This is a genomic window from Solirubrobacter deserti (assembly GCF_027587175.1).
In the GTDB taxonomy this organism is placed as follows: Bacteria; Actinomycetota; Thermoleophilia; order Solirubrobacterales; family Solirubrobacteraceae; genus Solirubrobacter; species Solirubrobacter deserti.
On sequence record NZ_JAPCID010000003.1, the window covers coordinates 107,688 to 130,412 of the forward strand.

A 22,725-nucleotide genomic window follows, 5' to 3' on the forward strand; every position below is an offset into this window, starting at 1 on the left:
TTGACAAGACGACTTATTAGTCGCTACCGTTGTGGACGTATTCGTCAGGTTCCGACTGACTAGGAGGTCTAGTGTCCGTCCAGTCGACAACGAAGCGGGGTCCGTCATGAAGCTGCCAATCGACACGTCCGGCATGACATTCATGGCCGCAGCCGAGGCGAGACCGGTCACGGACTTCGAGACGCGTGTGCAGAGAGCCGACGAGAACGGCGAACTGCTCTTCAACCTCCAGGTCGTCGCGCTCGATCCCGACGGCGCGCAAATCATCACGGTCAAGGTCGCGGGTGATCCTCAGGTCGCGCAGGGCGCGATGCTGGCGCTCGAAGGGCTCGTGGCGATGCCCTGGTCGATGAACGACCGATCGGGCGTCGCGTTCCGCGCGAGCGCCGTGAAAATCGTAGGAGTCGCCGGCGGGTCGCCTAACGGCAAGCCGAGCGAGAAGGCCGCGGCGTAGGTCTCGATCATGTGGCGCCGGTCGTCAGTGGTCCACGTCGTCGATGAACTGGCCCGCGCGCAGCGGCGTGAGCGCTGGAGGGTCGAGGTCGAGGCGCTGCTCGTCGGGCTCGCGTGGGCCGTGTGGAGCGTGCGCCTGGAACTCGCCCTGGTGCTCGTGCTCGCGGTAATGCAGCGGCTCGTCGGTGGTGTGCTCGGCTGGATCGCTGTCGTGGCTTGCGTCGCGGGTGTGGTGGCGATCCCGAGGACGCGGCGTTTCCTGGGGCATCTGCTGCGGGCGATGCATGTCCGGCGGGCGTGGGCACGGGCGACGATCGACGCGGGTGTCGCGGCGGGTCCGTTCCGGTGTCCGGGGGTGTGGTCGGTCTCGCGGGTGCCTGCGGGTGACGTGCTCGACGTGCATGTGCGGCGTGGGCAGTCGGTCGCTGACCTGGACGCTCGCTCCGAGCACCTGGCGGCGTGCCTGCGTGCGCGCGAGGTTCGGGTGCTGCGTGATCGGCGGAATGCGGCGCGGGCGAGCGTGCTCGTGATCCGGCGTGATCCGTTCGAGGACGCGGCGCCTGTGACATGGCCATCGGTCACGACGGAGCGGCTGTCGCTGTGGGAGCCGGTGCCGCTCGGCGTGGACGAGCAGGGCGAGCACGTGGCGGTCTCGCTGGTCGAGCGCAATGTGCTGATCGGCGGCGAGCCCGGCGCTGGCAAGTCCGCGGCGCTCTCGGTTGTGATCGCTGCGGCCACGCTCGATCCGGAGACGCGCGTGTGGCTGCTGGACGGCAAGCTCGTGGAGCTGGCGGCGTGGGCGCCCCTCGCTCGGAAGGTCGCCGGCCCGAGCGGCGACGACGCGCTCGCGCTCTTGCGCGAAGTGCGGGACGTCATGGACGAGCGCTACCGCGAGCTGCTCGCCAAGGGGCAACGCAAGGTCCGTCGCGGCGACGGGCTGCCGCTGCACCTGGTGGTGTGCGACGAGCTGGCGTTCTACCTGACGGTGCCGGAGAGGGCCGTGCAGAAGGAATTCGCCGAGCTGCTGCGCGACCTGGTGGCCCGCGGCCGAGCGGCCGGCGTGATCGTCTGCGCCGCCACGCAGAAGCCCGGTGCCGACGTGGTGCCCTCGGCGCTGCGGGACCTGTTCGGGTTCCGGTTGGCGATGCGGTGCACGACGCCGCAGGCCTCGGACACGATTCTCGGGCAGGGCTGGGCCTCGGCCGGCGCAGACGCGTCCGACATCCCGGGCGCGCAGCGGGGCGTGGGGTATCTGCTCGCGGACGGCGATCGGCCGGTGCGGATGCGCGGCTACTACCTCAGTGACGAGGACGTGTCGGCGATCGCCGAGCGCGCGTCGGCTGCGCGGGCGGACAAGTGGCTCGCGGAGGGTGTGAGCGCATGACGGCCGTAGCGAGTCCGCTGCTGCAGGACGTGTTCGCGCGCGCGGCCGACCCGAACGAGTGCGAGCGCTTCGAGCGCCAGCTCAAGTCGGCGGGGTACTGCCGGCGGCCGGTGCGGCTGAAGGGCGGCGTGACGTCGATCGACTCGCAGACGGGCGAGGTCGTCGGCCGCTACTCGACCGACGATGAGCCGGACGGGACGCTGCTCAAGTGCTGCGGCAACCGGCGCGAGGCCGTGTGCCCGTCGTGCGCTGAGGTCTACCGCGGTGACGCCTACCAGCTCGTCGTGAGCGGGATGCGCGGCGGCAAAGGCGTCCCCGAGACCGTCATCGAGCATCCGATGGTGTTCCTGACCCTCACGGCCCCGAGCTTCGGGCCGGTGCACTCGCGCCGCGTGATCGACGGCCAGGCGCGGCGCTGCCGCCCTCGGCGCGACGGCGGGATCTGCCCGCACGGTGTCCCGCTTGGCTGTTCGCTCGTCCATGACGAAGACGACGAGCGCCTCGGCGAGCCGCTGTGCACGGAGTGCTTCGAGTACGAGCATGCGGTGCTGTGGAACGCGCTGGCGCCCGAGCTGTGGCGGCGCACGGCGATCCAGTTCCCGCGCGAGCTCGCCCGGCTCACGGGCGTCAGCCAGAACAAGCTAAGCGCGCGCGTGTCCTACGTGAAAGTGGCCGAATTCCAGCGCCGTGGCGCGCTGCATTTCCACTGCGTGCTGCGCCTGGACGTCCTGGACGATGACGGCGAGATCGTTGCGCCACCCGCGCGGTTCACCGAGCAGCTGCTCGTCGACGCGGCCACCGCGGCGGCCCAGCACGCGTCGTTCCTCTCCCCCGGCTCGCCAGCGCATCCCGGCCTGCCGATCGGTTGGGGCGCGCAGATCGAGGCGCGCCCGCTGGACGCGGACACGTCGAAGCTGACGGCGGGCTACATCGCCAAGTACGCGACCAAGTCGACCGAGGTCGTCGGCGGGCTGCTCTACCGGCTCGAGCCCGGCGACATCGACCGCCTGAAGGTCCGCCCGCACGTGCAGCGGTTGGTCAAGACGGCGTGGGACCTCGCGCTGCGCCGCGAGCTGCACCCGCTCAAGTTGCGCCGCTGGGCGCACCAGCTCGGGTTTCGTGGGCACTGCTTCACCAAGAGCCGCCGCTACTCCACGACCTTCACCGCGCTGCGCCAGGCTCGCCATGAACACGTGCTGCGCCGCCAGGGCCAGCTGCGCGACCGCAGCCGTGACGTGCGCTACTGGCGCTACAGCGGCGCGGGTTACAGGACCCCGGGCGATGCGTGGCTCGCCGAGTCCGGTCGCAGGCGGGCGGTACGGCAGCGGCGGGTGGCGCGCGAGGAACTTCGGTCCAGTCCAGTCGAAGGGAGACGAAGGTGAGTAACGGCGAGCAACAGGCCGAGCGGTACATCACGGCGAAGGAGGTCGGCGATCGGGTCGGGCTGTCGCCGGAGACGATCCTGCGCTACTACCGCGAGGGCCGGATCCCGGGCCGGCGGCTGCCGGGGCAGGTGCGGCCGATCCGCTTCCTGTGGAGCGAGGTCCAGTCGGTGTGGGACTGCGACCGCCAGCTCGAGCTGGGTGATGCCGCATGACACCGCGGGCCGGCGCCCCTGAGCAGATCCGCGCGCTGGCGACGGTCACTCTCGACGCTCAGGCGCTCGACGAGCTCGGGCCGCAGACACTGGATCGGCTGGCCGATCTCGTTGCGCAGCGGCTGGCGGAGCGGCGGGCGGCCGGTGAGGCCCCGCTGCTGACCACGAACGACGTCGCCGAGATCGCCGGTGTGCACGCGCAGACGGTGCGACGGGCGATCCAGACGGGCGCGCTGCAGGTTGTGGGCTACGTCGGCCAGCGCCCGCGGATGCGGCGCGAGGACGTTGAAGCCTGGATCGCGAGCAACGAGCCTCCGGACGCGGCGGCGATCCCAGCGGGGCAGCCGCGGCCGGTGCGACGGCGTGCGGGGCGGCAGAGCTATCCGCGTCCGCTTGGTGACGTGATCCGGACGCTGGGTGTGGGAGCGGAGCGGTGAGCCTGCACCGAGTCAAGCGCGAGGACGGCTCGGTCGTTTGGCGGGTGCGTTGGCGTGACGGCGGACGTGGTTCGGCGGAGCGCTCGCGAACGTTCACGCGCAAGTCGGACGCGCAGCACTTCGAGGACGAGCTGCGGCGGCGCCGACGGCTCGGTGAGCTGGGGCTGCTGATCGCGTCCAAGGAGACGCTTGACGAGTACGTGACCGGGACGTGGGCGCCGACGCATTTGCCGACGCTCGCGCCGGCGACGGCGAAGGTCTACGGGTCGTTGTACGACAAGCACATCTCGCCGTTCCTCGGACACCTGAAGCTGATCGAGATCACGCCGGAGGCGATCTCGCACTGGCAGGCGGAGCGGCTCTCAGACGGCGCCGGTCGGGTTTCGATCCTGAAGGCGCTGTCGGTGCTGGGTTCGATCCTGCAGCGGGCGGTCGAGTCGGAGCGGCTCGCGCGCAACCCTGCTCGGCTGGTGCGCAAGGTCCGCCGGCCGCCGAAGGGCGAGGTCCGGCCGCTCGCGCCCAAGACCGTCGAGGCGATGCGCGCGGCGAGCACGCATCGGGACGCGACGCTGATCTCGGTCCTGGCCTACGCGGGATTGCGGCCGCAGGAGGCGCTCGCGCTGCGCTGGCGCGACATCGGCGAGCGGACGACCGTCATCAACGCGTCCAAGACCGGGCAGCGCCGCAACGTGCGGCTGCTCGAACCGCTCCGCGAGGACCTGGACGCGTGGCGCAAGGCGCAGCCCAACGTGCGCGAGGACGGGCTCGTGTTCCCCGGCGAGGACGGCGAGCGCTGGGCGCCGGACGCCTACAAGAGCTGGGCGCGCAAGAAGCCGCGCGGTCGCCGCAAGCCGGGCGAGAAGCAGCGCAGCGGCAGCCCGGGACCGTTCGCGCGGGCGGCGATCAAGGCCGGCGTTCCGGAGGCCACGCCGTACACGCTGCGGCACAGCTTCTGCTCGCTGCTGCTGCACGAGGGGCGCTCGGTGGTCTACGTCGCGCGCCAGCTCGGCCACGACGCGGCGCTCACTTTGGGCACCTACGGGCATGTGATCGACGAGCTCGACGAGGCGCCGAGAATCGGCGCTGAAGAGGCGATCCGGGCGGCCCGTGTGTCACGGGTGCGGGATGAGGCGAAATCTGATGCTTGACGCACACCTCACCAAGAACGACGAAACCCCCGCAAAGGCGAGGGTTTCGTGGCAGAGCCCTCTGCCGGACTCGAACCGGCGACCCCTTCCTTACCATGGAAGTGCTCTACCAACTGAGCTAAGAGGGCGTGCGCGAAAGCAGGGTAGCGCCTAGGCGGCCTCGAGGCGATTCGCGATCATCTTGGCGATTGCCAGGGACGAGGTCGCGGCCGGGGACGGGGCGTTGCGGACGTGCAGGACGCCCGGGCCGGAGGCGAAGGCGAAGTCGTCGAGCAAGGCGCCGGAGCGGTCGACGGCTTGGGCGCGGATGCCGGCGGGGCCCGGCTCGACGTCGTCGGTGGTCAACGCCGGGACGTAGTCGGCGCACGCGCGCACGAAGGTGCTCTGGCGGGCGGCGAAGTTCATCTCGGACAGGCCCGTGCGCCAGAAGCGGCGGGCCATCCGCCAGGTGCCGGGCCAGCGCAAGGTCGCGCCGATGTCAAAGCGGTTCAGGGTCCGCAGTGAATACGCGGAGCGGCCGGGCGACAACAAGGCCGTGGGGCCGAGCCACACGTCGCCGGAGATCGTCTTGCTCAGGTGGACGCCGAGGAACGGCAGCGACGGATCCGGGACCGGGTAAATCAGGCCGCGGACGAGCTCACGGGCCGCGGGCTTCAGCTTCAGGTAGCCGCCGCGGAAGGGGACGATTCTCGGGTTCTCGTCTTCGCCGCTGCGTTCGGCGAGCCGGTCGGACCACAGGCCGGCGCAGGCCACAGCGCGCGCCGCCGGAATGTCGCCGGCGCTGGTGGAGACGACCGTCGTCCCACCGGAGCGGGTGATCGCCCGCACCGACACGCCCGTCTGGATGGTCGCGCCCAGGGACTCGATCTCCGTCGCCATCACGCGGGCGACGGCGGCGAAGTCGACGATGCCCGTCTCAGGGCTGAGCAGGGCCGCGGCGCCCACCGCGTGGGGCTCGATCTCGGGGATCTCCGCGCCGGAAAGGCGGCGGAGGCCCGGGACGCCGTTCTCGATCCCTCGGCGCTCGAGCTCGTCGAGGGCGGGGAGCTCCGACGGGTTGCGGGCGATGATCAGCTTGCCGCACTTCTCGTAGGGCACCCCGTGGGCGTCGCAGTACCGGTAGAGCTCGTTGCGGCCCTCGGTGCAGAGCTGGGCCTTCAGCGATCCTGGCTTGTAGTAGATGCCCGCGTGCACCACGCCGGAGTTGTGGCCGGTCTGGTGGGGGGCGATCTGCGGCTCGCGTTCCAACACCAACACGCGGGAGCCGGGCGAGCGCAGCAGCAGTTCGCGGGCCGTCGCGAGGCCGAGGATGCCCGCGCCGACGACGACCGTGTCCCAGGACGCGTCGCTCAATGGATCGCGGGCTCCGGGACCCCGCCGGCGCCGTGGAGGAAGTCGAAGTCGCAGCCCTGGTGGGCCTGGGTGACGTGCTGGGCGAACAGCTTCGCGTAGCCGCGCTCGGCGGGGAACGCTCGCGGGCGCCACGCGTCGCGGCGGGACGACAGCACCTCGGCGGACACCTCGAGGTCGAGGCGGCGGCCGGGCACGTCCAGGGTCACCCGATCACCGGTTTGGATCAAGGCGAGCGGGCCGCCCAGAAAGGACTCAGGACTGACGTGGAGCACGCACGTACCGTAAGCGGTGCCGGACATGCGCGCGTCGCTGATCCGCACCATGTCACGGACGCCGGCCGCCAGCAGCTTCTTGGGGATCGGCAGCATGCCCCACTCGGGCATCCCCGGGCCACCCAGCGGTCCGGAGCTGCGGAGCACCAGCACCGACTCGGGCCCCACATCCAACGAGGGATCGTCGATGCGCGCGTTCATGTCGTCGTAGTCCTCGAAGACGACGGCCGGGCCGGTGTGCTGCAACAGCTCCGGAGAAGCTGCAGAGGCCTTGATGACGCAGCCGTCCGGCGCGAGCGAGCCGTGCAGGATGGCCAGCGCACCCTGCTGCTTGACCGGGTTCTCCAGCGGCCGGATGACGTCGTCGTCCCACACCTGCGCGCCCGCCAGCGTCTCGTGCAGAGAGTGGCCGGAGACGGTGGGGACGTCGTGCAACTGCAAGCGCGACATCAATCCGCGCAGGCCGCCGGCCTCGAAGAAGTCCTGCATCAGGTACTGCCCGCTGGGCCGCAGGTTCGCGAGCACGGGCACCTCGCGGGAGAGCTCGTCGAAGCGCCGCAACGACACGTCGATGCCGGCGCGCCCCGCCATGGCGATCAGGTGGATCACCGCGTTGGTGGAGCCGCCCAAGGCCAATACGACCTTGATCGCGTTCTCGAACGAGTCCAACGACAGCGGCGGCGCAGGCAAGGACACGATGCGACGGCCGGACGCCACCGCCATACGCGGATGATCCGCATCGGCTGCCGGGATCGACGCCGCGCCCGGCAAGGACAACCCGAGCGCCTCCACGGCGGACGTCATGGTCGACGCCGTGCCCATCGTCATGCAGTGGCCGGGCGAACTCGCGATGCGTTCTTCCGCGGAGTGCCAATCGTCCTCCGTGATCGTCCCCGCGCGCAGCTCGTCCCAGTACTTCCAGACGTCGCTGCCGCTCCCCAGCGTCCGCCCGCGCCAGGACGCCCGCAGCATCGGGCCGGCGGGCACGAAGATGAACGGCAGCTGCGCGGACACGGCGCCCATGACCAGCGCGGGAGTCGTCTTGTCGCACCCGCCCAGCAACACGGCGCCGTCGAAGGGATACGAGCGCAGCAGCTCCTCGGTCTCCATCGCCAACAGGTTCCGATACAGCATCGTGGACGGCTTCATGAACGGCTCGCTCAACGACAGCGCCGGGACCTCCAACGGAAACCCACCCGCCTGCCAGACGCCGCGCTTGACGCTCTCGGCGCGATCGCGCAGATGCGTGTGACACGGGTTGATCTCGCTCCACGTGTTGACCACCGCGATCACGGGCTTGCCGCGGAAGTCCTCGCGGTCGAAGCCCATCTGCAACGTCCTCGAGCGGTGCCCGAACGACCGCAGGTCGTCGACGCCGAACCACCGGTGGCTGCGCATCGTCACCATCCTCGCATGGACGCCCGGACGCTCGACCTCCTCAAACAGGCCAGCACCGCCACCATCTCCACGCAGTTGCTCAGCCGCGGGCTGCGCAACACCTTCCTGCACGGCGTCAAGCCGCTCACCGACCGCAGGATGGCCGGGCCCGCCTTCACGCTGCGCTACATCCCGGCGCGCGAGGACCTCGACGTGTTGTCCGTCTATCAGGACTACGACCACCCGCAGCGCAAGGCGGTCGAGACGGTGCCAGAAGGCCACGTCCTGGTCATGGACTGCCGCGGGCAGGGCCGGGCGGCGTCCGCGGGCGCGATCCTCGCCAAGCGGCTCGAGGTGCGCGGAGCCGGAGGGCTCGTGACCGACGGCACCCTGAGAGACACGCCCGCGATCGAGACACTCGACCTGCCGGTCTACGCCCAGGGCGCGAGCCCGCTCACCAACCTGGCGCAGCACCACGCCGTGGACATCAACGTGCCGATCGGCTGCGCCGAGGTCGCGATCTATCCGGGCGACATCCTGGTCGGCGACGGCGAGGGCGTCGTGTGTGTGCCGCAGGAGCTGGCGACCGAGGTCGCGGAGGCGGCGTACGAGCAGGAGCGGCTGGAGGAATGGATCGCCGCCGAGATCGCCACCGGCAAGCCGCTCCGAGGCACGTACCCGCCCGACCGAACCACCCTGGAGCGCTACCACCAGCAGCGCACCTCGGGCTAGCCGCACCCGAAGAGACGTGCGGGCATGAAGGCGGGCCGGGCCCCGGCGAGCGAAGCTACGTCTCGTGCTGAAGCGATCCTCCTCCCCGCTCAACAGCCACGCCGCGGCCGCCAATGCGCTTTCACCGGCGGTCGACGCGCGCGTTCCTGGCAGCGCAGCCAGCGACGCACCCAGCGCACAGCCTGACCAGCTGAGCGCGCTCATCTTCTAGACAGACTCCCCGCAGCGTGAGCTGAGCCCCCCAAGGGCTCAGCTCCGCCGCTAGGGTCCCGCCATCACGATGGATGACGCGGAGCTCAAACGGCGCCTGTGGGACGGCTTCGCCTCGCTGCAGACGCTGCTCGGGGGAAGTGCGAAGAACGGGTTCGTCCTCGAGCGCGACGGCCTGATGGCGTCGGTGGTCCCGAGCGCGCCCGACTCCCCGGCGCTGAACGCCGCCGTGGCGCTCAAGCCGGACATGGCGCTGCACATGCTCGACGAGCTGGAGGTCCGCTACGGCGACGCCGGCGTGCGCCGCTGGGCGATCTGGGTCGACGGCAGCGCGCGCGGCGTCACGTCCGAGCTGCGGCACGCGGGCCTCGCCATCGCGTCCGCCTCCCCCGGCATGGGCGCGGCGCTGGAGGACCTCAAGATCGACCTCACGACGGCCAACCCGCGTCCGAATGCCGACCTGCGCACCGTCGGGCGGGTCAACGACCTCGCCTACGGGAACGTCGACAGCCGGCTGGAACGCACGCTCGCGACCTTGCACGAGGGCACGCTGCGCGGCTACAAGGCCGACCTCAACGGCGCGCCCGCCGCGGTCGCGCTCGCGCTGCACCACGGGCAGGACTGCGGCGTCTCGTTCGTGGCGACCGTCCCGAAGGCGAGACGCCAGGGCCTGGCGACGCAGGTGATGCGCAGCGCGCTCGCGGATGCCCAACGCTTCCAGCTCACCACTATCACGCTGCAGGCCACCGAGCTAGGGGAACGTCTGTACCAACAGCTGGGTCTAAGACGCCTCTGTCCGATGGAGTTGTGGGAACGGCGACGCTGACGTCGTACGTTAGTTGGGACGGATGGCGAGTGTTGCCGAACGGCACGAACAGCACACCGGGAACGGCGGGCCCCCGCCGCGGCACCTGCGACCGGACCTCAAGAGCCGCCTGATCACCTCGGTCCGGCGCGCGCTGTCGATCCTGCTGGTGGTCGCCGCGACGTGCGGCGGCGCCTACCTCGCGCTGGTCGCCTACAACCAGAGCTCGACGCTGTCGGTGGGCGAGATCCGCATGTCCGTGTCACCCGGGCATCGCGGCGCGCTCGACGTCTACGTCCCGCTCGTGGACTGGGGTGCGCGCTTTGAGGCGATCCGGGCGCCGCTGCGCCTGCGGGTCGACCTGCAGACGATCAACCGCGGCGTCGCGACCGGGCTCGCGCAGGGGCAGTCGCTCGACATCGACCGGGTGCGGATCGAGGCGCAGGAGGCGCTCAGGAGCTTCATCATCCGGCTGATCCTGCTGACGGTCGGCGCGGGAGCGGCGCTCGGGCTGCTGACCGCGTTCGCCATCCGCAGCCGGGTCCTGCGGCTCAGATGGACAGCGCCGACGTCCGTCCTGACCGCGGTGGGGATCGGTGTCGCGATGGTGGCGCTGATCCCGCCGCGCGGCGAGATCTCCGACCCGCAGTACTACGCGCACGGCCCGGACATCCCGCGCGCGCTCGAGGCGGTGGAGGCCGCGCAGCGCACACCGGGGGTGCTCGACCAGGAGCTCGACGCCCAGCTCGTCGGCCTTGCGCGGCTCGTGATCGACCCGGGCCGGCGGCAGAGCCTGGCCGGCCAGCCGACCATCACCGTCGCCTCGGACCTGCACAACAACGCGGTGGCGCTGGACGTGCTCGAACGCGCCAGCGACGATGGTCCGCTGTTCTTCGTCGGCGACCTGACCGACCGCGGCTCGCCGCTGGAGACCGCCCTGGTCCGGCGCGTCGCGCACGCGGGTGACCCGTTCGTGTTCGTCTCCGGCAACCACGACTCCGACTACCTCTCGCGGGAGCTGGCGGAGGAGGGCGCGATCGTGCTCACGCGCCGCGGGCGGCTGAAGGCGGACGGCTCCTACGGGCCCGTCATCAACAGGATCGCCGGCCTGCAGGTGGCGGGGTACGACGACCCGTTCGAGCGCCTGAGCTCGCAGTCGTTCCGCGACCGCTTCGACAACATCCCGCAGCCCGGCATGCCGGAGACGTTCGCCAACTGGCTGCGACCGCTGGTCGGGAAGGTCGACGTCGTCATGGTCCACGAGCCGCAGCTGCTGAGCACCGCGCTCCAGGTCCTCAAGGACGACCCGCCGGAGCGCCCGCTCGTCTTTCTCGTCGGCCATACGCACGAGACCGACGTCGCCACCCAGCCGGGCGTCAGCGTGATCAACGGCGGCTCGATCGGCGCGGGCGGCACCGGCAACCTGACCGAGAGCACCGCGCTCAGCCTCGCCCGCTTCACGTTCACGCTCAAGCCTTCCTTCCAGCCGCTGGCGGCGGACCTGGTGTCGATCGACCCCGGCACGGGCAACTCCTCCGCACGGCGCGAGATCTTGGAGCCGGTAGGGTCGACGCCTTGAACCTCGAGCTGGACCGGACGCGCATCTGGCACCCGTATGGCCCCATTCCCGCCACCACGGCGCCGCTGCCCGTGGTCTCGGCCGAGGGCGTGCGGCTCAGGCTCGAGGACGGGCGGGAGCTCGTGGACGGCATGGCCTCCTGGTGGTGCGCGATTCACGGGTATCGCCATCCGGTCATCGACGCTGCCGTCACCGACCAGCTCGGCCGGATGGCGCACGTGATGTTCGGCGGGCTCACGCACGAACCGGCGATCCGGCTCGCCCAGCGCCTGACGGACTGGACCGGGCTCGACCATGTGTTCTTCGCCGACTCGGGAAGCGTGAGCGTCGAGGTCGCGATCAAGCTCGTCCTGCAGTCCTGGCACGGTGAGCGCCGGCAGCTGCTGACCTGGCGCGGCGGCTATCACGGCGACACGTTCGGCGCGATGGCGGTCTGCGACCCGGACGGCGGGATGCACTCGATGTGGAAGGGATCGCTGGCCGAGCACGTGTTCGCGCCGCTGCCCGAGTGGACGCCGGAGTGGGAAGCCGAGGTCCGCCGCCTGTTCGACGCGCATGAGCTCGCCGGCGTGATCGTGGAGCCGGTCGTCCAGGGCGCGGGCGGCATGCGGTTCCACCCCCGCGAGTGCGTGCAGCTGCTGCGCGAGCTCTGCGACGAGCACGGCGTGCCGCTCATCCTGGACGAGATCGCGACCGGCTTCGGCCGCACCGGCACGCTGTTCGCCGCCGCCGAGCTGGCCGACGTGCTGTGCCTCGGCAAGGCGCTCACCGGCGGCTACATGACGCTCGCCGCCACGCTCTGCCGCGCGGAGCTCGCGGAACGGATTGACGGGCCGCTCATGCACGGCCCGACGTTCATGGCCAACCCGCTGGCCGCGTCCGCGGCGCTCGCCTCCACCGGGCTGCTCGAGGACGGCGGCTGGAAGGACGACGTCGCACGGATCGAGCGCGGGCTGGCGCAGCTGCACGACGCGCGCGAGCTGCCCGGAGTGAAAGACGTCCGCGTGAAGGGCGCGATCGGCGTCATCCAGCTCGACCACCCGATCGACGGGGTCGCGGCCACCCGGGCGGCGGTCGAGCACGGTGTGTGGCTGCGTCCGTTCCGGGACCTCGTGTACACGATGCCTCCCTACGTGACCGACGACGAGGACATCGCGCGCATCTGCGCCGCGGCCATCGCGGGAGCGGCGGCCGGATGAGGGTCGTCGTGACCGGCACCGACACGGGGGTCGGCAAGACGTGGGTGAGCGCCGCCATCGCCCGCCCCGGCGACGCCTACGTCAAGGCCGCGCAGACCGGCGACGACGATGACGCGGCGACCGTGCGCGAGCTGAGCGGCGCCGAGGTGCACACGCTCGCGCGCTACCCGGAGCCGCTCGCGCCCGCCACCGCGGCGCGGCGGGCCAAGATGCCGACCGTCCCCATGGCCGAGGTCGCGCACTTCGTGCAGCAGCTCGAGCACGAGCGCGTGATCATCGAGGGTGCCGGCGGGCTGCTCGTGCAGCTCGACGACCAGGGCGGGACGATCGCCGATGTCGCGCATGTGCTCGACGCGCCGCTGATCGTGGTCGCGCGCGCGGGCCTGGGCACGCTCAATCACACGGCGCTGACCGTCGAGGCGATCGAGCGGCGCGGGCTGCGCTGCCTCGGCCTCGTGATCGGCGCCTGGCCGCGCGACCCCGACCTCGCCGCGCAGTGCAACCTTGAAGACCTCACCCAGATCGCGCCCGTCCTCGGGAGGATCCCGGAGGGAGAATTCACGACCATGGAGATCCCCGCATGATTCTCGACATCGCCCGTGAGCAGGTCCTGGAGCGGGGCGTCGGCCTGGACGAGGCGCAGACGCTCGAGGTCCTGCGGCTCCCGGATGAGCGTGTCGATGACGCGCTCGAGCTCGCCCACGAGGTCCGCATGCGCCATTGCGGGCCGGAGGTGGAGGTCGAGGGCATCGTCTCCATCAAGACCGGCGGCTGCCCCGAGGACTGCCATTTCTGCAGCCAGTCCGGCCGCTTCGAGACGCCCGTGCGGGCCGTCCGGCTGGACATCCCCAGCCTCGTCGAAGCGGCCCGCCAGACCGCGGCCACCGGCGCGACCGAGTTCTGCATCGTCGCCGCCGTACGCGGCCCGGACGAGCGGTTGATGGCGCAGGTGCGCGAGGGCGTGAAGGCGATCCACGACAACGTCGAGATCAACGTCGCGTGCTCGCTCGGCATCCTCACCCGCGAGCAGGGCGAGGAGCTGCGCGACCTCGGCGTGCACCGCTACAACCACAACCTCGAGACGGCCCGCAGCCACTTCGGCCACGTCGTCACCACGCACACGTGGGAAGAGCGCTGGGAGACGCTGCAGCTCGTGCGCGAGATGGGGATGGAGGTCTGCTGCGGCGGGATCATCGGCATGGGCGAGACGCTCGAGCAGCGCGCCGAGCTGGCCGCGCAGTTCGCCGCGCTGAACCCCGACGAGGTGCCGCTGAACTTCCTCGACCCCCGGCCGGGCACGCCGTTCGCCGGCCTCGAGCCGGTGCCGGCGATGGACGCGCTGCGGACGATCGCGGCCTTCCGCCTCGCGCTCCCGCGGACCATCCTGCGCTTCGCCGGCGGCCGGGAGCTGACGCTCGGCGACCTGGGCGCGCGCCAGGGCATGGTCGGCGGCATCAACGCCGTGATCGTCGGCAACTACCTGACGACGCTCGGCCGTGACCCGCAGGAGGACCTGGACCTGCTGGCCGAGCTGTCGATGCCGGTGAAGGAGCTGAGCAAGACGCTGTGAGCTTCTGTCCCGGATGCGGGAAGAGCGACGCGGGGCACGAGAGCTGCGTCCGCCCGCTCGATCCGCCGCGCTTCTGCATCCACTGCGGGCGCAAGCTGAAGGTCCAGGTGCTGCCGACGGGGTACGTGGCGACGTGCGTCCGCTGCCCGACGTAGAGCCGTCGCTGAGGCGGTTCCTGCGCGAGATCGAGTCCGCGCAGGGGCCGACGGTCACGCTCGACGGCCGCGAGGTGACGCTGCTGTGCTCGAACGACTACCTCGGGCTGGCGGGTGATCCGCGCGTGGCCGAGGCGGCCGCGGAGGCGGCGCTGCGCTGGGGCGCGGGCGCCGGCTCCTCGCAACTCGTCTCCGGCCATATGAGCATTCACCGCGAGCTGGAGGAGCGGCTCGCGGAGCTCAAGGGCACCGAGGCCTGCGTGCTGTTCGGCTCGGGCTATCTGGCCAACACGGGCGTCGTCGCGGCGCTCGCCAGCGACGGCGTGGTCGCGAGCGACGCGCTCAACCACGCGTCGATCATCGACGGCTGCCGGCTCGCGCGGGCGCGTACGCACGTGTACGCGCACGGGGACGTTCCTGTCGGCGCTGACGTGATCGTCACCGACGCGGTGTTCTCCATGGACGGCGACGTCGCGGACCTGACCGCGCTGGTGGAGACGGGCGCGCGGGTGATCGTCGACGAGGCGCACGCGACCGGCGTGATCGGGCGCGAGGGCCGGGGGCTGGTGCACGAGCTCGGGCTCCAGGACCACGTCATCACCGTGGGTACGTTGGGCAAGGCGCTGGGCTCCTACGGCGCGTTCGTGTGCTGCTCGCGCGAGGTCGCGGACTACCTGGTCAACCGAGCGCGGACGATGATCTACTCGACCGCGCTCCCCCCGCCGTCGATCGGGGCGGCGCTCAAGGCGCTGGACCTGATGGACGCGGAGCTCGTGAGCCGGCTGCACGCCAACGCGCGGGTGCTGCGGGACGCGCTGGGCGTGGAGGTGTCAGACATGCCGATCGTGCCGCTGGTGATCGGCGAGGCCGACGAGGCGATGGCGCTGTGCGAGGCCGCGCTGGAGGACGGCGTGTTCGTCCAGGCCATCCGCCCACCCACCGTGCCGGACGGGACGTCCCGCTTGCGGGCGGTCGCCACGGCCGCTCACAACCCGGCAACACTGGCCGCATTGCGTGAGAACCTCATGAGCTATCGTGTCCGCCGAAGGGAAGTAGTCCCGACGGGTGGCGTTCGTCAGCACGGTCAATAGGCCCGGCGCCATCGGCCGAAACCGGCGGACGAAACCTTCTCCCAACCATGCCTGGAGAAGGACCTTCGTTGTTTGCTGCTTCCTCTGCTGACGCGCTGAACCTGGACATCAACATTGCGACGTGGGCCGGGCTCGGCGGCCTGATCGTCGTGATGGCGATCTTCGACCTCGTGATCTATGCACGCGGGCACACCCCGAGCGTGCGCGAGAACACGATCTGGTCGATCGGCTGGATCGCGATCGCGCTGCTGTTCGGCGCCGTGTTCTGGGCCTGGCAGGGCTCGGACGCCGGCTCGCAGTTCTATGCCGGTTACCTGCTCGAGCGCTCGCTCTCGCTCGACAACATCTTCGTCTTCGCGGTGATCTTGAGCTACTTCGCCGTGCCCGGACTCCAGGCGCAGGCTCGCGTGTTGGCGTGGGGGATCATCCTCGCGCTCGTCCTGCGCCTGATCTTCATCCTGCTCGGCGCGGCGTTGCTGAACGCGTTCCACATCACGTTCTACTTCTTCGGCCTGCTGCTGCTCTATACGGCCTGGAAGCTCGCGCGCCACGACGACGCGGAAGTCGAGCCCGAGCACAACCCGGCGCTCAAGTTCATCCGCAAGCACGTGAAGATGACGCAGGAGTTCGACGGCAAGAAGGTCTTCACGCACGTCGACGGCAAGCGGATCGCGACGCCGCTGCTCGCCGTCTTCGTCGTGATCGCGACGACGGACATCATCTTCGCCGTCGACTCGATCCCCGCGATCTTCGCCGTCACGCAGGAGTCGTTCATCGTGTTCGCGGCGAACGCGTTCGCGCTGATCGGCCTACGCGCGCTGTACTTCCTGCTCGTCGGCCTGATGGACAAGTTCGTCTATCTGACGCAGGGCCTGGCGTTCATCCTCGCGTTCATCGGCGTGAAGATGCTGCTGGTGGACATCTGGCACGTGCCGATCTGGTTGTCGCTGGCCGTGATCGTCGTGACGCTGGTGCTCACCGCGCTGCTGTCGATGCGAGCCGACCGGAAGAAGCACGCCGCGTCGGCAGCGTGACCTCCTGGTGCTCGTGCGTGCACGGCGGGCCGTCGGCCACGTGCAGGCGCAGCTTCTCGAGGTTCATCACCACTGACGCGACCGTCACGGTCTGCTCGACCCACGGGTCAGCCGGGTCGACGTGACGGCAGACGCCCTTCGGGTGGCCCGTATGGTCCCGAAGGGCGTCGAGCAGCGGTTGGGTCTTCACGACCTCCAGCCGCTGACGGGTCGTCGGGGACTCGGCGGCCATCACGTCGATGCCGCGCTTGGGGGGCTCGATGAAGTGGTTGGTGTGGGCGCCGACCGCGCCGCGGATGACGTTGGCGCCGCCCGGGTTGAGCTCCACGTGGGCGACGTCCCCGGGAGTGGCGACGGTCACGGCGGAGGAGGCGCTGACGGTGGCCGCGGTGAGCCGTGCGATCGCCTCGTCGACGGTGGCGGCAGTGCTCAGCGTCTGGTGGATCAGCAGGTGGATCGGGGTGCCGTCGGTGCCGCCGTCGGCGCTCGTGCGCAGGATGTTCAGGCAGACGCCCAGACCGTGGCCGTTGAGCCCGATCTTGGCCAGGATGCCGGCCTCGGTGAGCGTGGCGAACCAGCCGTGGGGGTGCTCCACGATGTGGATGACGGTGGAGGCGGACAGGTCCGGATGCCAGTCCCAGTTCTGGGCGAGCAGGCCGCCGGCGCCCTGGACGCTGCATTCGTCCGCGCCGGCGAGGATCTCCGTGCGGGCGTTGACCGCACGCAGGGCGTGGGGGTCGACGTTGGCCCCGCGCGCGATCGCGTCGATCTCGAGGTGCGGCGGGAGCTCGTCCGGGACGCGGGCGTTGCGCTCCGCGAACATGCGGCGGTAGACGGCGACCGTGTGCTGGACCTGGGTCGCCATGGCTCGTCCGAACGCCTCGCCCCGCTGCTCCGGCGTGGCCTCGTCCGAGCGGTGGACGGGGAACGTCATGACACGACGAAGGCTGCCACATCCCCGTGGGTCGCGAACCATGCGTCGGCGCGGTCCTTGATGGCGGTGATGAGCTCTTCCAGCAGCTGCGCGCGGTATCCGCGGCCGATCACCTCGGGGTGCATCGTGAACGTGATGTGACGGCGGTCGCGGACGGCTGACTCGAACTCGCGCAGCCACGTGTCCAGGAAGGCCTGCGGGCTGGTGAACGCGTCGCCGCGGCCCGCCTTCCAGTGCAGGTGCGGCCAGTCGTCGAGGCTCCAGTGGACGGGGATCTCGAGCAGGCCGTTGTCCAACGTGTACGGGCGGTCGTCGCCCATCAGGCTGCTGTCGTACGTGAAGCCGTGGTCGTGCAGCAGCTGCAGGGTCGTCGGCGTCAGTTCCCAGGAGGGGGAGCGGTAGCCCGTGGGGGTCGCGAGCGGGGCAAGCGCCTCCAGGCCGCGCTCGATCTCCTCGCGCTGCTGGGCTTCCGTGGCCGTGTCCGAGCGCAGATGCATGTGGCCGTGGTGGCCGAGCTCGTGGCCTTCGTCGTGGATCCGCTTGATCGCCTCGGGGTGCAGCTCCGCCGTGTAGCCGGGCACGTAGAACGTGCCCTTGATGCCGTGGCGGTCGAGGATGTCGAGGATGCGCGGCAGGCCGCGCGTGATCCCGTAGCGGGCTTCGGACAGGGTGCTCAGCCGCTGCTCATACGCGGGGTCCTCGCCGAGCCAGCCGGATTCGGCGTCGACGTCGAAGGTCAGCGAGATAGCCACCGAAGCTCGATTTGGCCAGTCCGTTCGCATCTCGCGGAATTGTTGCCGATCACACGGTCAATGACCGCGATCCTGTTCCAGGAGGCCGCCCGCACCGCTGAGCTCCGCTCGATCCTCGAGGCCGGCCTCGTCCGCTCCGTCTACCAGCCGATCGTCGACCTCGACACGCGTGAGGTCGTCGGCTATGAAGCGTTGGCGCGAGGCCCGGTCGGGTCGCCGCTCGAACGCCCCGACCTGCTGTTCGAGGCCGCCCGCGCGTGCGGGCTGGTCGAAGAGCTCGAGTGGGCGTGCCGCGCCGCCGCGCTGCGCGGCGCCCTGGACGCCCGGCTGCGCAAGACGCTGTTCGTCAACGTCGAGCCGTCGCTGCTCGACGTCGCGATGCCCGAGGAGCTCATGGCCCTGTTCGCGCGCGCGACGCGCGAGCTCGAGGTCGTGATCGAGTTGACCGAGCGCGCCCTGACCGACAAGCCCGCCGAGATGCTGGCCCGCGTCGAGACCATGCGCTCGCGCGGCATGATGATCGCACTCGATGACATCGGCGCCGACCCCCGCTCGCTCGCGCTGATGCCGTTCGTGAACCCGGAGGTCATCAAGCTCGACCTGCGGCTCGTGCAGGAGAACCCGTCGCCCGCGATCGCCGCCATCGTGCACGCCGTCAACGCCGAGGCCGAGCGCCCGGCGCGGTCCTGCTCGCCGAGGGCATCGAGACCGAGGAGCAGCTGGCGGTCGCGCTCGCGCTGGGCGCCCGCTACGGCCAGGGGTGGCTCTTCGGCCGGCCGGGCGAGCTGCCGGCCGGCACCGCTCCCGTGCCCGCGCCGCTCGCCGCGCGCCGCCCCTCTGTGCCCGCCCCGGCGTCCCCCTACCGCGCCGTCGCCGCCCGCGTGCGGCCCCGCCGCGGCACCAAGGCGCTGCTGCTGGCCATCTCCCGCCACCTCGAGGCCCAGGTGGCGGCGCAGGGCGAATCCGCGGTGGTCTTCGCCGCCTTCCAGGAGGCGCGCCACTTCACCCCGCGCTCTGCCGCTCGCTACGAGAAGCTGGCCGCGTCGGCCGCTCTGGTCGGCGCGCTGGGCGTCGGTTTGACGGCCGAGCCCGTCCCGGGCGTGCGCGGCGCGGACCTCGACGTCGACGACGCCCTCGCGGGCGAGTGGAACGTGACCGTCGTCGCTCCGCACTTTGCGGCGGCGTTCGTCGCGCGCGACCTCGGCGACACCGATTGTGCGGACATGGAGCGGCGCTTCGACTTCTGCCTGACCTACGATCGCGACCTCGCTGTGGAGGCCGCGCGCGGGTTGCTCGCGCGCATCGCTCCGCGGTAGGGGGGAGAACTTTTCGCTCCTCCGCCTAGGTGGGGGAGTGAAGCACTCCAACGGGTTGCAAAACGGGCGGCGGCATGCAAGCTTGCCGCCCATCAGGGGATTGATCGCCACTCAGGCTGCGCTGATCGCGCTGCTCGTGGTCGCCGCGTCAGCGCAGGCGGGGACGATGCACGTCTACTCGTGCCACACGCCGACCGGCACCCCCGTCGGAGTCCACGGATGGAGCCACACAGCGGGCTTGGATCGCGGTCAGGCGTTCAGCGACTGCGAGAACGGACCGTACGGCGCGCTCTACGTCCGCGCAGGCGGCCGTCCCTTGCCCGAAACCGTTTCGTGGGCCTTCAGCGCCGTGGCAGACACCTCGATCATCGGGTTCGCGGCGGCGGCGTGCTTGCGCTCCTTCACCGTGGATTCCGGACCGATCGGTGTCGCCGGCTTGGGCTGGCCGAACGCGCTGCCGCTCAGGTCGGCGCAGGGAGGTCCCTGGACCTCGAAGGGCGAAGTCGGCTGTCACGGCGGCTCCTCCTACTGGGCCGACGTTCGGAACACCTTTCAGCGATCGGTTCCACCGGTCCCCAGCGTGCACTTCACCGCAGCGTGCTTGGTGCAGTGCTCGCTGCCCGTGCAGGCTTCGGTCGAGATCGCGAGTTTCCGCGCTGACATCCGTGACGATCAGGCCCCCCTCGTCAGCCAAGTGCGCGGAGCGCTCGCGTCGAACCTCTCGCACGCCGGCCGGGAAAGCGTCGATTTCGACGTGTCCGACAGGGGTGTCGGGGCCTACCGCGCCGTGGTCGAGGCGCGCCTGCTCGGCAAAGGCAACTGGCTCACGCTTTCCACGGTCCCGATCGGCCACGGACGCGTCTCGTGTCGAGAACTCGATGTCACCGCGCATCCGTACGAGTTCGACCATCCACAGCCCTGCCCGCTGACCCTCAGTGGCGCGCGAGTCGAGTTCGAGACCGACTCGCTCCCTCAGGGCGAACACGACTTCCGCGTCACCGTCGAGGACGCCTCCGGCAACCGGACGCCGGTGATCACGGCGCGCAAGTTCCTGGCGAAAGAGCCTCCCGGAAGCGCGACACCCGCGCTCACGGCGGCTCCTCGGAACCTCATGCTCCGTGTCGAAGGCGCTGCCCGGCGCAGCCTGCCGAAGTCCGAGCCGTTCAGACTGCGCGGAAGCCTCACGGAGATCGACGGGCGCCCGCTCGCGGGCGCCACCCTGACCGTGCGGAGCCGTCCCTTCGTGCCGAAGGCGAACCTCGCCACCGGCGATTGGTCCGTCGTCGGGCAAGTGATCACCGGGCCGGACGGCAGGTTCGACGCGCGGATTCCCGCCGGCGATTCGCGCACAGTGCAGGTCATGCGCGAGGCCGGCGACGGGCTCGCCGCGGTCGCGGCGCACGCGGATGTCATCGTTCCGGCCCAAGTGACCGCAAGCGCCCGTGCCACACGAATTCGCAACGGCCAATCCGCCGTGTTCACTGGGCGAGTTCGAGGTCCCATCCCCGCCGGAGGCGTCCTCGTCGCCCTCGAGGTTCGCGAACCGGGACGTTGGATCCCGGTCGCCACGACCCGCCGATGGGTCAGAACGAACGCCACAGGTCGCTTCCGGCTCGCATACCGGTTCCGACGTACCTTCCAACCGTCGACCTATCGCTTCCGCGTGGTCGCGGCTGACGATTCCGCGTTCACCTACTCCCGCGGCGTGAGCCGCACCATCGACGTGCAGGTGAGGCCATGAAACGTCTTGCATTCCTGGTGTGCGCGCTGCTCTTGGGACCCATATCAGTTGCGACCGCGGAGCCGGTCGACGTGACGGCTCAGGCCAAAGCGGCGAACGCCGAGTTTCTCTTGCGTGCCACGCCGCCCGCGGCACCAGCAGCGATCTGCCTGGTCGACACCGGTGTCAACGCCAACCCGGATACTGGTGGCGTGGTCGCGAAGTTCTCCCTCCCCGGGCTCGACGGGACCGACCAGAGTCCCACGCTTCACGGAACCCAGATGGCGATGCTCGCGAGTGCGGCTCCGAATGGCTACGGGATGGTCGGACTCTGGCCCTCGGCTCGCATCGTGAGTGTCCAAGCCAACTTCCCTGGCCAGGATGCCTTTGTCGTGACCGCCTACGTGCGAGGAATCGACGTGTGCACACGCGCTGCCGAGACCCACGGAGTGAGGGTGATCGTCGTGCCGATCGCCTCTGAATCGCCGCTCACCGAGGGAGAGCAACAGCAACTGCACGAGGTGGTCGCCGCGGCACGGGCTCAAGGCCTCAGCGTCGTCGTCGCGGCCGGCAACCTGGACGGGCGACCGGTCGGGACACCGGCCAACGCGCCCGGAGCTTTCTCCGTCGGCGCGTCGGACGCGGCCTCGGGCAGCCTCTGTGCGTCGAGCGCAACGGGTGCCCTGCTGCTGGCGCCAGGATGCTCGATCGACGGCGCCGACCCCTCCACAGGGCAGCCGATCACGAGCCAGAGCGGGACCAGTGCCGCGGCGGTCATTGTCGGTACAGCGCTCGCCGCCCTGCGCACTTGGCGGCCCGACCTGGCGCCGGCGATTGCCGAACAGCTCCTCAACGAGACGGGCACAGCGACGTTGGCCGGTCGCAGGCTCAATCTTGCCGCCGCCTTCACCGCAGCCGGCCTTTCGACCGTCGTCCAACCTCCGGCCACTCCTGCCACGGTGCCACCACCCGTGCAGCCGACGCCAAAGCCGCGGCTTGTCAAGCCGCGAGTCACCGTGAAGTTCCGGGCGCGCGTGCTCACGGTGCGTGTGAGGAATCGTCCGGCAGGGACCACGGTCCAGGTACGCGTGTATGTAAGGAACGGGAAGAGGCTGCGGCGGGTCGCGACACGTTCGCGCCAGGCGGCCACCATGCGGATCCGTGTCCGGCGTTGGTCCCGCGTGGTCGTCAAGTACACCGACCCGAGCGCGGCGAGCACCGCGAGCCCGACCACGACGGTTTCACACAAGCGATGAGGCGCGCGATCGTGCTCATCGCGTGTGCGCTCAGCGCATGCCTCTTGCCGGCGAAGAGCGGCGCCCAGGTGTATGAGGTCCGCGCTTGCACGTCCGGCGCAACCGACACCAGCTGGACGAGCACATCGTCGACCGGAACGCTGTCCTCGGCGAGTTGTCCGGGAGCCGGGTTCTTCGCCGGTGATGCGCGTGGTCGCGGCGCGAGCTCGCACGGTTCTGCGGCGTCCTGGCGAGTCGCAGCACCGCCGTCGACGGTGATTCGGCGCATGACGGTCTCCCGGCACCTGAGCCGATGGTGGGATTGGCGCGCCGAGATCGTCACCGACGAAGGGGTCGTCCTCGATTCCTGTG

General features: G+C 70.6%; 22 protein-coding genes, 1 tRNA gene and 1 pseudogene. 19 read left to right on the forward strand and 5 right to left on the reverse strand.

Annotation, left to right across the window (positions count from 1 at the left end):
* The first annotated feature begins 106 nt into the window (after nucleotides 1–106).
* The 6 genes from OJ962_RS02810 to OJ962_RS02835 are packed head-to-tail and all read left to right on the forward strand — an operon-like array spanning nucleotide 107 to nucleotide 5,019.
* Nucleotides 107–454 carry a hypothetical protein gene (locus tag OJ962_RS02810; RefSeq protein WP_202955434.1) on the forward strand — a complete coding sequence of 116 codons (348 nt, stop codon included), beginning with the start codon at nucleotides 107–109 and terminating at the stop codon, nucleotides 452–454.
* 9 nt (nucleotides 455–463) lie between these two features.
* A complete protein-coding gene (locus OJ962_RS02815) occupies nucleotides 464–1,837 on the forward strand; it encodes an FtsK/SpoIIIE domain-containing protein (RefSeq protein ID WP_202955433.1) in 1,374 nt (457 codons plus the stop codon).
* A complete protein-coding gene (locus OJ962_RS02820) occupies nucleotides 1,834–3,219 on the forward strand; it encodes a replication initiator (protein ID WP_202955432.1) in 1,386 nt (461 codons plus the stop codon). The genes OJ962_RS02815 and OJ962_RS02820 overlap by 4 nt, the downstream gene beginning before the upstream one ends.
* The gene (locus OJ962_RS02825; RefSeq protein WP_202955431.1) at nucleotides 3,216–3,434 is read left to right on the forward strand and encodes a helix-turn-helix transcriptional regulator; all 219 of its coding nucleotides are present in this window, start codon (nucleotides 3,216–3,218) and stop codon (nucleotides 3,432–3,434) included. Before OJ962_RS02820 ends, OJ962_RS02825 begins: the two co-directional genes overlap by 4 nt.
* Nucleotides 3,431–3,871, forward strand: coding sequence for a helix-turn-helix domain-containing protein (locus OJ962_RS02830; RefSeq protein ID WP_202955430.1), 441 nt, complete (start codon nucleotides 3,431–3,433; stop codon nucleotides 3,869–3,871). Before OJ962_RS02825 ends, OJ962_RS02830 begins: the two co-directional genes overlap by 4 nt.
* Nucleotides 3,868–5,019: a tyrosine-type recombinase/integrase gene (locus OJ962_RS02835; protein ID WP_202955429.1), complete on the forward strand. Its 1,152-nt coding sequence runs from the start codon at nucleotides 3,868–3,870 to the stop codon at nucleotides 5,017–5,019. Before OJ962_RS02830 ends, OJ962_RS02835 begins: the two co-directional genes overlap by 4 nt.
* A 55-nt stretch (nucleotides 5,020–5,074) precedes the next feature.
* Here OJ962_RS02835 and OJ962_RS02840 read toward each other — a convergent pair.
* From OJ962_RS02840 to araD, 3 genes are all read right to left on the reverse strand, one after another.
* Nucleotides 5,075–5,147: transfer RNA gene (locus OJ962_RS02840), tRNA-Thr, on the reverse strand.
* Nucleotides 5,148–5,169: 22 nt separating this feature from the next.
* Nucleotides 5,170–6,372 (reverse strand): L-2-hydroxyglutarate oxidase, encoded by a 1,203-nt coding sequence (gene lhgO / locus OJ962_RS02845; protein ID WP_202955428.1) that lies wholly within the window; start codon nucleotides 6,370–6,372, stop codon nucleotides 5,170–5,172.
* On the reverse strand, nucleotides 6,369–8,042 hold the full coding sequence (araD, locus tag OJ962_RS02850; protein ID WP_202955427.1) for an L-arabinonate dehydratase: 1,674 nt from the start codon (nucleotides 8,040–8,042) through the stop codon (nucleotides 6,369–6,371). The genes lhgO and araD overlap by 4 nt, the downstream gene beginning before the upstream one ends.
* Nucleotides 8,043–8,057: 15 nt before the next feature.
* On the opposite strand from araD, the gene OJ962_RS02855 reads away from it, so the two are divergent.
* From OJ962_RS02855 to OJ962_RS02895, 9 genes are all read left to right on the forward strand, one after another.
* Entirely contained in the window at nucleotides 8,058–8,753 is a 696-nt protein-coding gene (locus OJ962_RS02855) for a ribonuclease activity regulator RraA (protein ID WP_202955426.1), read from the forward strand.
* Nucleotides 8,754–9,033: 280 nt separating this feature from the next.
* Nucleotides 9,034–9,789 carry a GNAT family N-acetyltransferase gene (locus OJ962_RS02860; RefSeq protein WP_202955425.1) on the forward strand — a complete coding sequence of 252 codons (756 nt, stop codon included), beginning with the start codon at nucleotides 9,034–9,036 and terminating at the stop codon, nucleotides 9,787–9,789.
* A gap of 22 nt (nucleotides 9,790–9,811) precedes the next feature.
* Nucleotides 9,812–11,347, forward strand: a complete 1,536-nt coding sequence (locus OJ962_RS02865) for a metallophosphoesterase family protein (RefSeq protein WP_238931827.1) — start codon at nucleotides 9,812–9,814, stop codon at nucleotides 11,345–11,347.
* The gene (locus OJ962_RS02870) at nucleotides 11,344–12,546 is read left to right on the forward strand and encodes an adenosylmethionine--8-amino-7-oxononanoate transaminase (RefSeq protein WP_202955424.1); all 1,203 of its coding nucleotides are present in this window, start codon (nucleotides 11,344–11,346) and stop codon (nucleotides 12,544–12,546) included. The genes OJ962_RS02865 and OJ962_RS02870 overlap by 4 nt, the downstream gene beginning before the upstream one ends.
* Nucleotides 12,543–13,130: a dethiobiotin synthase gene (gene bioD / locus OJ962_RS02875; RefSeq protein WP_202955423.1), complete on the forward strand. Its 588-nt coding sequence runs from the start codon at nucleotides 12,543–12,545 to the stop codon at nucleotides 13,128–13,130. The genes OJ962_RS02870 and bioD overlap by 4 nt, the downstream gene beginning before the upstream one ends.
* Nucleotides 13,127–14,116, forward strand: a complete 990-nt coding sequence (gene bioB, locus OJ962_RS02880) for a biotin synthase BioB (protein ID WP_202955422.1) — start codon at nucleotides 13,127–13,129, stop codon at nucleotides 14,114–14,116. Before bioD ends, bioB begins: the two co-directional genes overlap by 4 nt.
* Entirely contained in the window at nucleotides 14,113–14,271 is a 159-nt protein-coding gene (gene bsaP, locus OJ962_RS02885; protein ID WP_238931826.1) for a biotin synthase auxiliary protein BsaP, read from the forward strand. Before bioB ends, bsaP begins: the two co-directional genes overlap by 4 nt.
* The gene (locus OJ962_RS02890; protein ID WP_270006167.1) at nucleotides 14,250–15,362 is read left to right on the forward strand and encodes an aminotransferase class I/II-fold pyridoxal phosphate-dependent enzyme; all 1,113 of its coding nucleotides are present in this window, start codon (nucleotides 14,250–14,252) and stop codon (nucleotides 15,360–15,362) included. Before bsaP ends, OJ962_RS02890 begins: the two co-directional genes overlap by 22 nt.
* Nucleotides 15,363–15,430: 68 nt before the next feature.
* Entirely contained in the window at nucleotides 15,431–16,396 is a 966-nt protein-coding gene (locus OJ962_RS02895) for a TerC family protein (protein ID WP_202955420.1), read from the forward strand.
* On the opposite strand, the gene OJ962_RS02900 is transcribed toward OJ962_RS02895, so the two are convergent.
* Both OJ962_RS02900 and OJ962_RS02905 read right to left on the reverse strand, forming a co-directional pair.
* Entirely contained in the window at nucleotides 16,338–17,330 is a 993-nt protein-coding gene (locus OJ962_RS02900; protein WP_202955419.1) for a C45 family autoproteolytic acyltransferase/hydolase, read from the reverse strand. The two genes, OJ962_RS02895 and OJ962_RS02900, sit on opposite strands and share 59 nt — an antisense overlap.
* On the reverse strand, nucleotides 17,327–18,082 hold the full coding sequence (locus tag OJ962_RS02905; protein WP_202955418.1) for a polysaccharide deacetylase family protein: 756 nt from the start codon (nucleotides 18,080–18,082) through the stop codon (nucleotides 17,327–17,329). Before OJ962_RS02905 ends, OJ962_RS02900 begins: the two co-directional genes overlap by 4 nt.
* 60 nt (nucleotides 18,083–18,142) lie before the next feature.
* On the opposite strand from OJ962_RS02905, the pseudogene OJ962_RS34295 reads away from it, so the two are divergent.
* From OJ962_RS34295 to OJ962_RS02925, 4 genes and pseudogenes are all read left to right on the forward strand, one after another.
* Nucleotides 18,143–18,679: pseudogene (locus tag OJ962_RS34295) on the forward strand (EAL domain-containing protein); the annotation flags it as partial.
* Nucleotides 18,680–18,921: 242 nt separating this feature from the next.
* On the forward strand, nucleotides 18,922–19,398 hold the full coding sequence (locus OJ962_RS02915) for a DICT sensory domain-containing protein (protein ID WP_270006169.1): 477 nt from the start codon (nucleotides 18,922–18,924) through the stop codon (nucleotides 19,396–19,398).
* A gap of 37 nt (nucleotides 19,399–19,435) precedes the next feature.
* Nucleotides 19,436–21,139, forward strand: a complete 1,704-nt coding sequence (locus OJ962_RS02920) for a peptidase associated/transthyretin-like domain-containing protein (protein WP_202955416.1) — start codon at nucleotides 19,436–19,438, stop codon at nucleotides 21,137–21,139.
* Entirely contained in the window at nucleotides 21,136–22,374 is a 1,239-nt protein-coding gene (locus OJ962_RS02925) for a S8/S53 family peptidase (RefSeq protein ID WP_202955415.1), read from the forward strand. Before OJ962_RS02920 ends, OJ962_RS02925 begins: the two co-directional genes overlap by 4 nt.
* Nucleotides 22,375–22,725 lie beyond the last annotated feature (351 nt).

Excerpts from the sequence above, each read along its gene's own strand:
- OJ962_RS02810 (WP_202955434.1), top strand. The coding sequence starts at position 107 with ATGAAGCTGCCAATCGACACGTCCGGCATGACATTCATGGCCGCAGCC.
- OJ962_RS02815 (WP_202955433.1), top strand. The coding sequence starts at position 464 with ATGTGGCGCCGGTCGTCAGTGGTCCACGTCGTCGATGAACTGGCCCGC.
- OJ962_RS02820 (WP_202955432.1), top strand. The coding sequence starts at position 1,834 with ATGACGGCCGTAGCGAGTCCGCTGCTGCAGGACGTGTTCGCGCGCGCG.
- OJ962_RS02830 (WP_202955430.1), top strand. The coding sequence starts at position 3,431 with ATGACACCGCGGGCCGGCGCCCCTGAGCAGATCCGCGCGCTGGCGACG.
- araD (WP_202955427.1), bottom strand. The coding sequence starts at position 8,042 with ATGCGCAGCCACCGGTGGTTCGGCGTCGACGACCTGCGGTCGTTCGGG.
- OJ962_RS02855 (WP_202955426.1), top strand. The coding sequence starts at position 8,058 with ATGGACGCCCGGACGCTCGACCTCCTCAAACAGGCCAGCACCGCCACC.
- OJ962_RS02860 (WP_202955425.1), top strand. The coding sequence starts at position 9,034 with ATGGATGACGCGGAGCTCAAACGGCGCCTGTGGGACGGCTTCGCCTCG.
- OJ962_RS02865 (WP_238931827.1), top strand. The coding sequence starts at position 9,812 with ATGGCGAGTGTTGCCGAACGGCACGAACAGCACACCGGGAACGGCGGG.
- bioD (WP_202955423.1), top strand. The coding sequence starts at position 12,543 with ATGAGGGTCGTCGTGACCGGCACCGACACGGGGGTCGGCAAGACGTGG.
- bioB (WP_202955422.1), top strand. The coding sequence starts at position 13,127 with ATGATTCTCGACATCGCCCGTGAGCAGGTCCTGGAGCGGGGCGTCGGC.
- OJ962_RS02900 (WP_202955419.1), bottom strand. The coding sequence starts at position 17,330 with ATGACGTTCCCCGTCCACCGCTCGGACGAGGCCACGCCGGAGCAGCGG.
- OJ962_RS02925 (WP_202955415.1), top strand. The coding sequence starts at position 21,136 with ATGAAACGTCTTGCATTCCTGGTGTGCGCGCTGCTCTTGGGACCCATA.